Genomic DNA, 15070 nt, shown 5'->3' with positions numbered 1-15070 from the left:
GTGGGGGCTGGGCGCGCAGTTCCCCGCGCCCCTTACGGGGCGCTAGAAACCGCCGCCGAAGTCTCCTCCGCCGCCGAAGCCGCCGCCGCCGAAGTCTCCGCCGCCGAAGTCCCCGGCGGAGAAGTCCGCGCCGGACACGTCGCCGCCCTCATAGCCTGCGCCCGCGCCGAAGTCGCCGTAGCCGGAGCCGTAGCCCGCGGCGTACGCCGGGCTCGCCATCATCGTGCCGAGCATCGTCCCGACCAGGAGACCCGGCAGCATGCCGCCGCCGAAGTAGCCGCCCGCCCAGGGGCCGTACGCGGGCCCGGCCTCCCAGTAGGGCCGGCGCTCGCCGGAGTCGGTGACGACGGTGCGGGCCATCGGGTCGTCGCCGTCGGCAAGGCGCACCGCGTCCGCCGCGCACACGGGCACCTCGCGCGACGCGCCGCCGGCGGGTGTCCACTCCGCGTCCTTCACGGAAGGGCCGTGGCGGGGGTCGAAGAAGCAGGGGGCCCGGCGCTCGGGCAGCGGGCGCCCCTCGCGGCGCGCGGCGAGCAGCGCCAGCGAGAACCGCCCGTCCTCCAGGGCCTGGGTGACGGCCCGCACCTGCTCGGGCCGCTCCGCCGAGGCCATGAACGACTTGGCCTTCTCGTAGGCGTCCAGGGAGCGTTCGTAGTCCGCGCGCATGGCGTCGTCCGCGCCCGCCTCCGCCGGGTGGAAGTCGAGCCGGTCCAGCTCCTCGCCGAACGCGGTGATGTCCTCGTCGACCACGACGCGCAGTTTCTCCAGGGCCTCGCGCTGCTCCTCCTCGCGCCTGCGGCGCTTGGTCCGCGCGATCGCGTAGGCGCCCGCGCCGCCCGCGACCACCACCGCGCCGAGCCCGACCAGCGCCGCGACGGGCACGCCGCCGTCATCGCCCGCGGAGCCGCCCCAGGAGGCCGGGGCCGATCCCCGGGTCTGCGGGAGCGCCTGGTCGACGAAGTCGTTGAGCTGGGACTTCGCATCCTCGCCCTGGACCAGCGAGGAGAGGTTCCGGACGGCGTTGCCGGAGAGCACGGAGCCGTCGGCCTTCGCGTCGAAGCGGTCGCCCAGGCGGATCGCGTAGACGCCGGTGACGCCGGTCGCGGTGCGCAGGTCACGGAAGAGGTCGTCCCGACCGGGGAACGAGGCGGGAAGGACCGCCACGAACACCGGCTTGTCGGCCTTCTTGATCTTGTCGGCGAGGGCGTTCGCGTCCGCGGCGGAGAGCTGTGCGGATGCCGCGTCGTCGACGTACACCGGGTTCTTCTTCAAGGCGTCGGCCACCGCCTGGACGTCCGTCGCGGCCTGGGCTCCGGGCGCCGCCGTGAGCGTGGCGCCGAGGGCCAGGAGCAGTCCGGACAGGATCAAGGTCAGCCGCGACGCCGCCTGCCTGGTGGGCCTCATACTTCACGCTAACTCTTCCGGCCCCGGAATGTGCCCCGTAGGAGCATGGGGAACTGCGCGACCAGCCACAAAGAAGCCGCAGAGCGCGCAGTTCCCCACACCCCTTAAGGGGCCGGTTCGACCCCCGCGCGCAACAGACCGTAGGTCACCGCGTCCTCCAGGGCCTGCCAGGAGGCGGCGATGACGTTGTCCGCGACACCGACCGTGGACCACTCGCCGTCGCCGTCCGTCGTGGAGATCAGCACCCTGGTCGTGGAGGACGTGCCGTGCTTGCCCTCCAGGATGCGGACCTTGTAGTCCACCAGCTCCAGCTTGGCGAGCTGCGGGTAGATCCGTTCAAGGCCCACGCGCAGCGCCCGGTCGAGGGCGTTGACCGGTCCGTTGCCCTCCGCCGTCGCCACGATCCGCTCGCCCTTGGCCCACACCTTCACCGTGGCCTCGTTGGCGTGCGAGCCGTCGGGGCGGTCCTCGGTGATGGCGCGCCAGGACTCGGTACGGAAGTAGCGCCGGGGGCTGTTGTGGCCTTCAGGACCGCGCAGTTCCTCGCGCAACAGGAGCTCGAAGGAGGCGTCGGCGGCCTCGTAGGTGTAGCCCTGGAGTTCGCGCTCCTTGACCCGCTCCACGACCCGGCCGATCAGTTCGCGGTCGTCGCCGAGGTCGACGCCGAGCTCCTTGCCCTTGAGCTCGATGGAGGCGCGGCCCGCCATGTCGGAGACCAGCATGCGGATGCGGTTGCCGACGAGTTCGGGGTCGATGTGCTGGTAGAGGTCCGGGTCGACCTTGATCGCGGAGGCGTGCAGGCCCGCCTTGTGGGCGAACGCGGAGACGCCGACGTAGGGCTGGTGGGTGGCCGGGGTGAGGTTCACGACCTCGGCGATGGCGTGCGAGACCCGGGTCATCTCGCGCAGCGCGCCGTCGGGCAGGACCCGCTTGCCGTACTTCAGCTCCAGGGCGGCGACGACCGGGAACAGGTTGGCGTTGCCGACGCGTTCGCCGTAGCCGTTGGCGGTGCACTGCACGTGTGTCGCGCCGGCGTCGACGGCCGCGAGGGTGTTGGCGACCGCGCAGCCGGTGTCGTCCTGCGCGTGGATGCCGAGCCGGGCGCCGGTGTCGGCGGCGACGGTGGCGACGACGGCCTGGACCTGGGCGGGGAGCATGCCGCCGTTGGTGTCGCAGAGCACGACGACGTCGGCGCCCGCGTCGGCCGCGGCGCGCACGACCGCCTTGGCGTACTCGGGGTTGGCCCGGTAGCCGTCGAAGAAGTGCTCGCAGTCCACGAACACCCGGCGGTCCTGGGAGCGCAGGTAGGAGACGGTGTCGCGGACCATCTCGACGTTCTCGTCGAGCGTGGTGCGCAGGGCCAGCTCGACGTGCCGGTCGTGCGACTTGGCGACCAGCGTGATCACCGGGGCGCCGGACGCGAGCAGCGCGTTGACCTGCGGGTCGTCGGCCGCCTTGGCGCCGGGGCGGCGGGTGGCGCCGAACGCGACGAGCTGGGCGTTCTTGAACGTGATCTCCGCCTGCGCGCGGGCGAAGAACTCGGTGTCGCGCGGGTTGGCGCCGGGCCAGCCGCCTTCGATGAAGCCCACGCCGAAGTCGTCCAGGTGCCGGGCGATGGTCAGCTTGTCCGCGACGGTCAGGTTGATGCCCTCGCGCTGCGCGCCGTCGCGCAGCGTCGTGTCGAACACGTGGAAGGAATCGTCCACGCGGAAGGCATCGTCGGGCACAGGTGAGGAATCCTCGGGCCTGCTGGTTTCCGTCATGCTGTCTGGCTCCTGTGTCGGATGTCGGTCTACCGGAATGACCGGCTCCACCACCTCCATGATCCCTCGCGCTTCGTTCACCGGTTGTGGGTGGGCCGGAAAACGAAAAGACCCCTCGCGGGTGCGAGAGGTCTGCGCGCGGGTCGAGGACGACGGTGTCCGCCTGTACGTGATGAGTACCGGGCGGTCACTGCGGACCGGCGCGCTTGCTGCCAATAATCATGGCGAACACGAGCATGGACGGCAGGGTGCCACAGCTTGCGTGGCACCCGCCTCTCCGTCTCACCATGCGGTCCGGTCACGGTGCGGACCGGTCACCATGCGGTCCGGTCCCGCCTCGGCCCGGTCACCTTGCGGCTGGATAGAGCGTTCGTTTCAGCGCACGTGGTGGCGTACGAAGACGTCCCGCGCCGCGTTCGTGTCGCCCCGGACCATGTTCGTCGCGTCCGACGTGAACGTGAACGTCTTGGCGTCCGCGCTCAGCGCGTAGGCCGGCCGGCCCTGGTCCTCGCTCTCGCCGCCGCCCTGCGGCACGTTGACGCGCCGCGTCCCGCCCGTCTTCAGGTCGCGCACGTACAGCGGGCCCTTGGCGGGGTCGCCCGCGGTGAGGCCCGTCGCCGCGGAGACGAAGGCGACGTGGCGGCCGTCGGGGGTGATGCGGGCCAGGTAGGAGTCGTCGTCGGTCTGGCCGCCGCCCGCTTTCCGGGTGACCTTCTTCAGGGCGCCGGTGCGGGTGTCGAGGCGGTAGATGTCGCTCTTGCCGTTGGTGTCGGCGGGCACCATCGCCTCGGCGGTCTCGAAGGCCGCGTACCGCCCGTCCTTGCTCAGTGAGGGCACGCCGATCCGCAGGTCCGCACCGCTGGGCGACAGATCGATCCGCTTCGACTTTCCGGTCGTCGCGTCGTACGTGTACGTCCGGCCGCCGAGGCCCGGCCGGACCTGGCCGAGGCCGTAGCCGACGTGCCGGCCGTCGGCGCTCAGGGTGAGGCCGGAGACGATCCAGGTGGGGTGGCCGGTGACGATCTCGCTGACCCTGCGGGTGCTGCCCTCCTTGCGGTCGCGCAGGTAGATGCCGGTCCACATGCCGTCGTCGCCGCCGTCGCCGTGGTCCTTCAGCGCGGACACGAAGGCGACGTAGCGGCCGTCGGCGCTGACCTCGGCGCCGATGACGTAGTCACCGAAGACCGGCTTGTCGTCGTCGGAGAGGCTGACGATCTCGGTGCGGCCGGTCTTGCGGTCCTTCAGGAACGTGCCGCTGTACAGGCCGCCGCCCTCCTGGTCGATCTGCGCGGAGTACGTGACGTACCGGCCGTCCGCGCTGATCGACGGGTCGCCCGCGTGCGAGGTGTACTGCGCGCCGGAGTCCTGGAGGCTGATCCGCTCCACCTTCTTGGTGCGCAGGTCGCGCAGGTAGATGTCGTTCTGGCCGTTGGTGTCGCCGGGCACCAGGTTCGTGGCCTCGGACGCGAACACGACGTGGCGGCCGTCGGCGCTGATGTCCGTGGCGTCGGACGGGCCGTCGGCCTGGGTGCCGGCGGCGGCGACGCTCACCCGCTCCGTGCGCGGAGCGGGGGCGCGGGTGCCGGCGGCCGCCGTGGCCGGGAGCACGGCTCCCGTGACGGCGGTGACGAGCGCGGCGGCCAGGGCCGCGCGGGTGGTGAGGCGCATGAGTGGTTCCCCCGTGAGATGAGTTGCCGTGGTGCGTATGGCTGTTGCTGGTTGCTACTGGCTGTTCTTCACTGTCCGCAGGAAGACGTCCGACACCCCGTTGGTGTCCCCGCTCACCAGATCGGACGAGGCCGAGTCGAAGGCCACGACGCCGCCGTCCGCGTTGACCGACGGGTTCCGGGCCGCCAGGTCGTTGCGGCCCCCCTTGAGATCCACGCTGATCAACTGTGTCTTGCCGGTGGTCAGTTCACGCAGGTACACGGAAGGAACCCGGTTCTTGGTTCCCCCGGTGGTCCGGGCGGCGGTGTACGCGACGTGCGTGCCGTCCGCGCTGAGCGAGGGCTCCGCCGTCCAGGACTTCTTGGCCGGTCCCCGCACCAGCGTGGTGACGCCGGTGTCGAGGTCGCGCACGAAGACGTCGACCCCGCCGTTCCGGTCGCCGTCCACGAGGTTGGAGGCGCGCGACGCGAAGGCGACGCGCCGCCCGTCCGCGCTGAGCGACGGCGCCGACGAGGTCCCGTCGGCCGCGCCCCCGTCCCGCGCGACGGACGCCTTCTCCACGGTGCCGGTGTCCATGTCGCGTACGTGGACCTCGCCGCCCTGTTCGTACGCCACGTACCGGCCGCCCGCGCTGATGTCCGGGTCGCTCGCGTCGCCCGCGCCCGGCGAGGCGTCGCTGACCCGGTCGACGGTGCCGCCGTTGAACACGAAGCGGTAGACGTGGGACCGGGGCTGCTCGCCGGGGCCGGCGGGCGGCAGCGTGGCGGTGAAGGTGAGCCACTGGCAGTGCGGGTCGACGGTCGGCTGCCCCGCCGAGGCGAAGAGAACGCCCTGATAGCCCCGGACCCAGGAGTACTTGCCCTGGGCGGTGTTGTGGACGTACACGACGGGGCGCCGGTCCGGCAGCGGCCGGGTGGTCACGTCGGTGGACTCGGAGACGAAGCCGGTCATCCGGCCGCTGGCGCACGGCGAGCCGTCGTAGGAAGGGCCGTCCGGCCAGCCGCTGACCGGGCCGGTGCCGGAGTTCTGGACCTTGTGGACATCCGGCTTCCCGTTGGTGTCCTGCTGCCACAGGGGCCCCTCGGCGGTGAACGCGGTGATCCGCCCCTCCCCCATGTCCGGGTCGTACGACGGCTCCGCGAGCTGCGCCCCCTCGCGGTCGACGCTGACGCGCTCGGTGACCGGCACCGGCGCGGGGTCGGCGCCCGCCGCCTCGGGGAGCGCTCCCATCGTGCCGAACAGCACGCCCGCGGCGGCCAGTCCGGTGGTCATTCTCGTCGCGTTGCTCATTGCTTGTTCTCCCCCGTGTCGGTCGGAAGGGTGCGGCGTACGAAGACGTCGGTCCTGCCGTTGGTGTCGTCCGGCGCCAGGTCGGTGGCGTCCGAGGCGAAGGCGACGTGGCGGCCGTGGGCCGAGACGGCGCCCGGCTCGACCCGTCCGGGGCCGACGGGCGTGCGCCTGCCGGTGCGGACGTCGAGCAGGGTGAGCGCCTCGCCGTCGGCGAGGACCACGTGACGGCCGTCCCCGCTGGCGGACTTGGCGGGCGTGTCGGCCACCTTCCGTGGCGCCCCCGCACGCACGTCGTACGCGTACGTCCCCCCGTCGGCGGCGAACAGGACACGGCGGCCGTTCTCGCTGACCTTGACGAACTCGCCGTCCGCCGCGCCGAGGCCCGCGTCGGCCTGTGCGGTCTCGCCGGTGGTGCGGTCGCGTACGACGATGTCGCCGCCGTCCGCGGATCGCTTCCGGTAGGCCAGGAACCGGCCGTCGGCGCTCAGGGACGCCGCTCCTATCCGGTCGGCGCCGGTGGTCGTGCCGTCGATCAGTTCATTGGCGCCGGTGCGCAGGTCACGTACGTACAACTGCTGGGCGGCGTGGAAGCGGTCACCCGTGGTGTAGGCGGCCCGGCCGCCGTCGGGCGTGACGGCGAGCAGCAGGCCGACCCCGCTCGTCTCCGGCCCCGCCACCTTCACGGTCTCGCCGGTCTCGCGGTCGTACAGCCACGGCTTGGGGGCCTTGGTGCCCGCCGTGTGGCCGACGTAGCGGCCGTCGTGGCTGAGCATGGGGGTGCCCCAGGAGGAGTCGCCGTCGTTCGGGATCTCCGTCAGCGCGCCCGTGACCCGGTCCTTCAGGACGAGGCAGGTGTACACGTTGACGTGGCAACCGAGCTCCGGGGCCTTCGTGGCGAAGGCGACGTAGCGGCCGTCGCCGCTGATCGCCGCCTCTCGCGAGGGCCCGTCGAACTGCGAGCCGTCGCCCGCGAGGCTCACCCGCTCGGTGCGCGGCGCCCGCGCGTCGGCCGCGGCGCCCGAGCCGGCGGCCGTGTGCCGTACGAAGACGTCGCCGACGCCGTTGGTGTCGTCCGGCACCAGGCCGCCGGACGCCGAACTGAACGCGACGGCACGGCCGTTGTCGGACACCGCCCCGCGCGCGGCCCGTGCGTCCGCCGGGCCGATGCCCGTGCCGCGGCCCGTGCGCAGGTCGAGCACGCGGAGCCCGTCGGCGCCGGTGAGGACGGCGTGGCGGCCGTCGGGCGTGGCCGACACCGCGCGGCCGTCCGCGACGCGTTCGGTGCTGCCGGTGCGCACGGTGTGGAGGTACAGGCCGCCCCGCGCGTTGAACAGGACGCGGCGGCCGTCGTTGGTGAGCCGGATCAGCTCACCGGTGCCGAGGCCGGTGTCGATCTGGGTGCGCGCGCCGGTGCCCGGCTCCTTGAGGAAGACGTCCGCGCGGTCCTCGGGGCCCTCGCTGTGGCCGCCGATCTGGTACGCCACCCGCGTACCGTCGTCGGCCACCGACGCGCCGCCCTTCTGGCCCTCCTCGGGCGCCGAGATCAGCTCGTCCGTGCCGGTCGTGGTGTCGCGGACGTACAGCAGCCGGAAGTTCTGATTGCCGTTGCGGTTGCCGATGGTGTAGGCGACGCGGGTGCCGTCGGGGCTGATCGCCTGCACGGCGCCGAGTTCGTTGGAGCCCGGCGGGTCGGCGGGCCACAGGCGGGTGCTGGTTCCGGTGGCGCGGTCGTGGAGGTAGGGCGCGGCGAACCGTTTGTTCGCGGTGAAGGCCACGCGGCTGCCGTCGGTGCTCAGGAGCGGGGCGCCGTAGAGGTGGCCGCTGCCGAGGTCGATGCCGGTCAGGGCGCCCGTGCGGAGGTCCTTGACCTTCAGGCAGTGCGCATACTGACCGCAGCCCAGGGCGGGCGCCCGGGTGACGAACGCGGCGTGCCTGCCGTCGCCGCTGAGCGCGCCGTCCGTCGAGGCGCCGTCGAGCTGGGCGCCGTCGGCGGTGGTGCTGACGCGTTCGGTGCGCGGGGTGCGCGCGTCGGCGTCCGTGCCGACAGTCGCGGTCGCAGTCGCGGTGAGTGACGCGCCGCCGAGGACGAGGCCGAGTACCGCCGCCCACAAGGCTCTTGAGCCGAGGACCGGCCTGCGGGTCATCGGCGGGTCCACTGGAACACGTCGTTCACGCCGTTGGTGTCACCGGGCACCACGTCCGTCTCCGCCGAGGTGTAGACGACGGTGCGGCCCTTGGCGCCGACCGAGCCGGGCACGGCCGAGCCGGTACCGACCATGTGGACGCGGCCGGTGCGCAGGTCGCGCAGGCGCAGCGTGGACGCGTCGTCGGTGTAGAGGAGGTGGCGGCCCTCCGGGCCGACGGCCTTGGCCGTGGTGCCGGAGAAGTGCTTCACCTTTCCGGTGCGCAGGTCACGTACGTAGGCGCCGTTCGCGGAGTTCATCACCACCGTGCGGCCGTTGCCGCTGAGCTCCACGAGGGTGGAGGCGGTGCCGTCGTCGGCGCGCTCCAGGCTCCCGGTCCCGCGGTCGCGGACCCAGACCTGCTTGGTGCCGCGGTCCTCGTACGCGACGTGCCGGCCGTCGGCGCTGATCGACGGGTTCGCCATGTCGCGCGCGGCGTCGGGCGGGCCGTCGCTGACGATCTCGCGGGTGTCGGTCCGCCAGTCGTAGACCTCGATCCGGTGCGGGTCCGCGGGGTGCTGCGGGCGCAGGACGTACGCGACGTGGCGGCCGTCGTCGCTGATCACGGACTCGCCCGAGCCCTCCTTGAAGCCCCTGGCGTCGACCCGGCGCTTCTCCCCCGTCGTCAGGTCCACCACGAAGGCGGCGGTGGTGTGCGAGCCCCAGTCGAGGTACGTGGCGTAGCGGCCGTCGTCGCTGATGTCCGGGGCGGTCAGGCTGTTCTTGATCCGGGCGACGGTGCCGGTGCCGCCGTCACGGACGTGCGCGGAGCTCTGCGGCCGTGGCGCGGTGTCGGGCGTGAGGTTGGTGGCGCCGCTGCCGAAGGCGACGTGACCGCCGTCCGTCGTGACCGTCGCGGCGCCCGAGGCGCCGTTGGCCTCGGTGCCGTCGGCGGCGACGCTGACCCGCTCGACGCGGGGCGCAGGTCGCGCGGACGGGGCGGAGGACGCCTCGGCCGCGGCCGGCAGCGCGGTGAGCCCAAGTGCCGTTACCAGTAAGGCACTTGATGACACACGTCTGACAGTGACCATGAATCCCCCCAGGACCTGCCCGCCCCCGGTCCAGCACCGAAGGCCCCGTGCGGATCCAAGCGCACCCGGAGCAGCTACGCAATCCGCAGGATTGCGTACAACCTGGACGGCCCCCTACGCGTCCGCGCCGAGCGCTTCGTCCAGGAACTCCCTTGCGTGCGCGAGGACTTGGTCCCGTCCGGTGCCGCGCAGGCCGATCGCCACGTGGATGGAGAAGCCGTCGAGCAGCGCCCGGAGCCGGGCCGCGAACCGGTCGGCGTCCACGGCCCGGAACTCCCCGCGCGAGACGCCCTCGGCGAGCAGCGCCACCAGGTCGCGGTGCCAGGCGCCCTCGATGGCGGCCTGCCGGTCGCGGCCCTGCTCGTCGGCGTTCAGGGAGCGGTTCCAGACCTCCAGCCAGAGGATCCAGTGCGGGTCGCGGTGCCCGTCGGGGACGTAGAGATCGACGTACGCCTCCAGGCGGGCGCGGGCCGGCTCCGGCCGGGCGAGCAGCCGGCCGCGCTCGGCGCCGAGCCGCCCCTCGCTCCACTCCAGGGTGCGGAGCAGCAGCTCGTCCTTGGAGCCGAAGTAGTAGAGCAGGTGGCCGCTGCTCATGCCCACCTCGCGGCCGAGCGCGGCCATGGTGAGCTGTTCCAGGCCACGCTCGGCGATCATCTCCATGGCCGTCGCGAGGACGTCCTCTCGCGGGGGCGCGTTCTTGCGTGCGCTGCGCTGGGCGCGCGCTTCGGCCACGTCGTACTCCGGCTGCTAGATCTTCGGCTGCTGCTGGGTGATGCAGTGGATGCCACCACCCCCGGCAAAGATCGTACGGGCGTCGACGAGCGTGACGGTCCGCCTGGGGAACAGCCGCCGGAAGATGCCCGCGGCCAGTTCGTCGTGCGGGTCGTCGAAGGAGCACAGCACGACGCCGCCGTTGCACAGGTAGTGGTTGATATACGAGTGGTCGACCCAGCCGTCGTCGTCGGCGAGGGCGGTGGGCGCGGGCACCTCGACGATCTCCAGGGCCCGGCCGCGGGCATCCGTCCGGCCCTTGAGTACGCCGACGACCTCGCGGCTGACCTCGAAGTCCGGGTGGGCGGGGTCCTGCTGGGAGTGGACGAGGACGACGCCCGGCGCGGCGAACGCGGCGACGATGTCGACGTGGCCGAGGGTGCCGAAGCCGTGGCCGGGGTAGTCGGCGGTCAGTCCGCGGGGCAGCCAGAGGGCCTTGCGGGTGCCGAGGCGGGCGTGGATCTCGGCCTCGACCTGCTCGCGCGTCCAGCCTGGGTTGCGCTCGGGGCCGAGCTGCACGGTCTCGGTGAGCAGGACGGTGCCCTCGCCGTCGACGTGGATGCCGCCGCCCTCGTTGACCAGGGGCGAGGAGTGCACGGGGGCGCCCGCGAGGTCCGCGACATGCCGGGCGATCTTCGCGTCGTGCTCCCAGCGGGCCCACGCCTGCGCACCCCACCCGTTGAACACCCAATCCACGGCGGCGAGTTGGTCGCCGTCACGGACGAAGGTGGGGCCGATGTCGCGCATCCACGCGTCGTCCAGTTCACGCTCGACCAGGTCGACGCCGTCGCCGAGGAGCGCCCGGGCGGACCCGCTCTGGCCGGTGCCGACGACCATCGTCACCGGCTCGAAGCGGCGCACGGCGCGGGCCACGGCGGCCCAGGCGGCGCGGGCCTCGCCGAGTTCCTCCTCGGTGCTGAAGGTGGGGTTCGGTCCCGGCCACGCCATCCAGGTGCGCTCGTGCGGCTCCCACTCGGCGGGCATGCGGACGTTCATGGATGTGGTCCTCACAGGAAGTCTCAAGGAAGGAGAAGTCTCAAAGGAAGTACAGGCGGTTGAGGGAGACGGAGTCGACCGGGTCGGAGCGCAGCGCCTCGCCGTCCAGGGTGACCAGGCCGGAGCGCTGGTCGACGTCGACGGTGCCGGTGCGGGAGTTCAGGCGCAGGTCGGCGGGGCCGATGCCGCGGGTGCCCCGGACTGCGACCCGGCGCCGCCGCGTGGGCATCGAGTCGCCGCCCTGCTCGACGGCGGCGCGCGCGACGAACGCGACGGAGATGTCGGCGGGCGTCGCGCCGTACGCGCCGAACTGCGGCCCGAGCACGAGAGGTTCGCAGGTGTCGGTGGCGGCGTTCGGGTCGCCGACGACGCCGTACGCGGGAAAGCCCGACTTCAGCACCAACTGCGGTTTGGCGCCGAAGAATTCGGGCCGCCACAGCACGATGTCGGCGAGCTTGCCGACCTCGATGGAGCCGACCTCGTGGGCGAGGCCGTGGGCGAGCGCGGGGTTGATCGTCAGCTTGGCGACGTACCGCAGGACGCGGCCGTTGTCGTCGTGCGGGCCGTCGCCCGCCGTCGGGCCGAGCTCGGCCTTCATCTTCCCGGCCATGGCGAAGGTGCGCCGCACGGTCTCGCCCGCGCGCCCCATGCCCTGCGCGTCGGACGAGGTGATCCCGATGGCGCCGAGGTCGTGCAGGACGTCCTCCGCGCCCATGGTCCCGGCCCGTATCCGGTCCCGCGCCATGGCGGCGTCGCCCGGCAGGTCGGTCTTCAGGTCGTGAACCGACACGATCATGCCGTAGTGCTCGGCGACGGCGTCCCGGCCGAAGGGCAGCGTGGGGTTGGTGGACGACCCGATGACGTTCGGGACGCCCGCCATCTTCAGGACGTTGGGTACGTGGCCGCCGCCGCAGCCCTCGATGTGGAAGGCGTGAATGGTCCGCCCGTCCAGGACGCTCAGGGTGTCCTCGACCGACAGGCACTCGTTCAACCCGTCGCTGTGCAGGGCGACTTGGACGTCGTGCTCCTCGGCGACGCGCAGCGCGGTGTCCAGGGCACGGGTGTGCGCGCCCATGTCCTCGTGCACCTTGAAGCCGGACGCACCGCCCTCGGCGAGCGCCTCGACCAGCGGAGCCGGGTCGGACGACGAACCGCGGCCGAGGAAGCCGATGTTGACGGGCCAGGCGTCGAAGGCGCCGAACGCGTGCTTCAGCGCCCACGGCGAGTTGACACCGACGCCCCACACCGGCCCGAACTCCTGGCCGATGACGGTGGTGACGCCGGAGGCCAGCGAAGCCTCCATGACGCGCGGCGAGAGCAGATGGACGTGGGTGTCCACGGCGCCGGCGGTCGCGATGAGCCCCTCACCGGAGACGATGGACGTCCCGGTCCCGACGACCACGTCGACGCCGTCGAGCGTGTCCGGATTCCCGGCCCGCCCGATGGCGTGGATCCGCCCCTGACGGATCCCGATCGACACCTTCCGGATCCCCTGTACGGCGTCGATGACGACGACGTTACTGATCACCACGTCGCAGGTCTCGCGGACGGCGGCGGCCTTCAGGTGCAGGCCGTCGCGGGCGGTCTTGCCGAATCCGGCGAGGAACTCGTCGCCGTGCCGCTGCGCGTCGGACTCGACGCGCACGACGAGCCCGGAGTCACCGAGGACGACGCGGTCGCCGGCGCGGGGGCCGTGCACGGAGGCGTACTCGTGGGGGTCCATCACTCGCCCTCCTCGGGGGTCTCGTCCAGCGGGGCGCCCGCCCCCAGATAGCCGCAGGCGGCAGCCCTGCGCAGCGCCTCCGCCTTGGCGCCGGGCGCGTCCAGCGGCCCGTCGACGAGACCGGCGAAGCCGATGGCGACGCGCCCGCCCCCGATGGGCACGAGCCCGGCCTCGACGCGCTCGCCGGGCCCGAACCGCAGGGAGGAGCCCGCCGGGACGGCGAGCCGCATGCCGTAGGCGGCGGCGCGGTCGAAGTCGAGCCGCGGGTTGGCCTCGAAGAAGTGGAAGTGGGAGGTCACGCTGACGGGCACGGCGGCCGTGTTGCGCACGGCCACCGTCACGACCGGCTCCCGCTCCGGGGTGGGCGGGGCGGGCCGCAGCGCGCCGGGCGCGTCCGGGCCGAGCGAGCCGCCGCCGACCGGATCGGAGACCACGGCGAGCCGCGACCCGTCGTCGAAGACGGCCTCCACATGCACCTCGGTGACGACGTCCGCGACGCCCGGCAGCACGTCGTCGGGGCCGAGCACCGACCGCGCCCGCTCGATGGCCTCGGCGAGCCGGGCCCCGTCGCGGGCGGCCTCGCAGACCGTGTCGGCGATCAGGGCGGTCGCCTCCGGGACGTTCAGCCTGAGGCCGCGCGCCCTGCGGGCCCTGGCCAGCTCGGCCGCGCCGAAGAGCAGCAGCCGGTCGCGTTCCGTGGGGGTCAGTCGCACGCCGCCACACCTCGCATCCATGGGTCACATAGCCACGTTTAGAGCAACACTCTAAACCTAGATTACACAGCCCAGAACCATTGACGCGCAGCACGGACGTGCTTCACATTGAACGGCACTCAAACACCTGGGAGAGGGCACGCTCATGCCGATAGAACAGCGCGGAGTCGACACCATCCCCGAGGAGGAACGCACCAGCGGCCCCCGTGACGTGGTCTCGATCCTCCTCGGCTCCAACCTCTGCCTCGGAGTGATCGTCTTCGGCTGGCTGCCGGTGTCGTTCGGCCTGAACTGGTGGGAGTCGGTGACCTCCGTGGTGGCGGGCACCCTGATCGGCACCGCGCTCACCGCGCCGCTCGCGCTCGTGTCCCTGCGGACGGCCACGAATCTGTCGACGTCGTCGGGCGCGCAGTTCGGCGTGCGCGGCCGCCTGGTCGGCTCGGTGGTCGGGCTCCTCCTCTCCCTCGGCTACACCGCGCTGACCATCTGGATCGGCGGCGACGTGATGGTCGGCACCCTGCACCGCCTGGTGGGCCTGCCGGCGGACGGCTTCTCCTACGGCCTGGTCTACGCGGCTCTCGCGGCGGCGACGGTGGCCGGGGCGGTGTACGGCTACCGGGTGCTCCTGCGTCTCTCGCGGATCCTCGCGGTCGGCATGACCGCGCTGCTCGCCCTCGGCGTAGTGGCGTACGCGCCCGGCTTCACCACCGCCGCGCTGCCCGACGCGGGCGGCTACGCGCTCGGCTCGTTCTGGCCGACGTGGCTGCTCGCGCTGGTGGCCGCGGGCCTCTCCGGCCCCATCGCCTTCATCACCCTGCTCGGCGACTACACCCGCTACGTCTCGCCCGTGCGGCACTCGCCGCGCCGCGTGCTGCGGGCCACCTGCGTGGGCCTGACGGCGGGACTCCTCGTCCCGCAACTCTTCGGTACGTTCACCGCGTACGCCGCCGGGGCCGCGCTCGACTACGCCGAGCCGCTGGTGGCTGCCGCCCCCGGCTGGTATCTGCTCCCCCTCCTCCTCGCCGCGTCCGCCGGGTCCGTCGGCAACGCCGGGCTGATGCTGTACTCCATGGGGCTCGACCTCGACGCGATCGTGCCGCGGGCGTCGCGGGCGCGGGCCACGTACGCGGTGGCCGTGGTCGCCACGGCGTGCGTGTTCGTGGGGCACTTCGCCTGGGAGGCGCAGGACGCGATGACGTCCTTCGTGCTGCTGCTCACGGCCATCGGGACGCCGTGGGCCGTGATCACCCTGATGGGCTTCGTACGCTGCCGTGGCGTGTACGACGCCGACGCCCTCCAGGTCTTCAACCGCCGCTCCCGGGGCGGCCGTTACTGGTACCGCGGCGGCTGGAACCCGTGGGCCACGGCGTCCTGGACCCTGGGCGCGACCGTCGGCCTCCTCGCGGTCTCCCTCCCCTCCTACGAGGGCCCGCTCCTCTCCCTCACGGGCGGGGTGGACTGCAGTTTCCTGCTGTCGGGGGTGGTGGGGGGTGTCGCTTACGCGATGTACCCCAACCCCGCCCCTTCC

Annotated in this window: 11 protein-coding genes; 1 reads left to right on the top strand and 10 read right to left on the bottom strand. The window is 72.8% G+C overall.

Features of this window, described 5'->3' with window-relative positions:
* Positions 1-42: 42 nt before the first annotated feature.
* The 10 genes from STRAU_RS11580 to ureA form a co-directional block, all read right to left on the bottom strand.
* Positions 43-1404 carry a hypothetical protein gene (locus STRAU_RS11580; RefSeq protein WP_037658764.1) on the bottom strand — a complete coding sequence of 454 codons (1362 nt, stop codon included), beginning with the start codon at positions 1402-1404 and terminating at the stop codon, positions 43-45.
* Between the two features lie 104 nt (positions 1405-1508).
* Positions 1509-3167 (bottom strand): citramalate synthase, encoded by a 1659-nt coding sequence (gene cimA / locus STRAU_RS11575; protein WP_052029051.1) that lies wholly within the window; start codon positions 3165-3167, stop codon positions 1509-1511.
* 375 nt (positions 3168-3542) lie between these two features.
* Entirely contained in the window at positions 3543-4835 is a 1293-nt protein-coding gene (locus STRAU_RS11570; protein ID WP_016640479.1) for a TolB family protein, read from the bottom strand.
* Positions 4836-4889: 54 nt separating this feature from the next.
* Complete coding sequence (locus tag STRAU_RS11565; protein ID WP_078621145.1) at positions 4890-6125, bottom strand: TolB family protein; 1236 nt, start codon at positions 6123-6125, stop codon at positions 4890-4892.
* Positions 6122-8269: a TolB-like translocation protein gene (locus STRAU_RS11560; protein WP_158692059.1), complete on the bottom strand. Its 2148-nt coding sequence runs from the start codon at positions 8267-8269 to the stop codon at positions 6122-6124. The genes STRAU_RS11565 and STRAU_RS11560 overlap by 4 nt, the downstream gene beginning before the upstream one ends.
* Positions 8266-9321 carry a TolB-like translocation protein gene (locus tag STRAU_RS11555; protein WP_016640476.1) on the bottom strand — a complete coding sequence of 352 codons (1056 nt, stop codon included), beginning with the start codon at positions 9319-9321 and terminating at the stop codon, positions 8266-8268. The genes STRAU_RS11560 and STRAU_RS11555 overlap by 4 nt, the downstream gene beginning before the upstream one ends.
* 132 nt (positions 9322-9453) lie before the next feature.
* A complete protein-coding gene (locus STRAU_RS11550) occupies positions 9454-9999 on the bottom strand; it encodes a TetR/AcrR family transcriptional regulator (protein ID WP_016640475.1) in 546 nt (181 codons plus the stop codon).
* Between the two features lie 87 nt (positions 10000-10086).
* Positions 10087-11106, bottom strand: coding sequence for an agmatine deiminase family protein (locus STRAU_RS11545; RefSeq protein ID WP_016640474.1), 1020 nt, complete (start codon positions 11104-11106; stop codon positions 10087-10089).
* A gap of 40 nt (positions 11107-11146) precedes the next feature.
* Positions 11147-12829, bottom strand: coding sequence for an urease subunit alpha (locus STRAU_RS11540; protein WP_016640473.1), 1683 nt, complete (start codon positions 12827-12829; stop codon positions 11147-11149).
* Entirely contained in the window at positions 12829-13542 is a 714-nt protein-coding gene (gene ureA, locus STRAU_RS11535; protein WP_016640472.1) for an urease subunit gamma, read from the bottom strand. The genes STRAU_RS11540 and ureA overlap by 1 nt, the downstream gene beginning before the upstream one ends.
* 145 nt (positions 13543-13687) lie before the next feature.
* On the opposite strand from ureA, the gene STRAU_RS11530 reads away from it, so the two are divergent.
* Positions 13688-15070: cytosine permease (locus STRAU_RS11530; protein WP_037658756.1), on the top strand; the 1383-nt coding region annotated here is incomplete at its 3' end.

It is taken from the genome of Streptomyces aurantiacus JA 4570 (genome assembly GCF_000414115.1).
Classification (GTDB): domain Bacteria; phylum Actinomycetota; class Actinomycetes; order Streptomycetales; family Streptomycetaceae; genus Streptomyces; species Streptomyces aurantiacus_A.
Note: the sequence above shows the minus strand (reverse complement) of the source record. Positions and strands in the feature narration are given on the sequence as shown.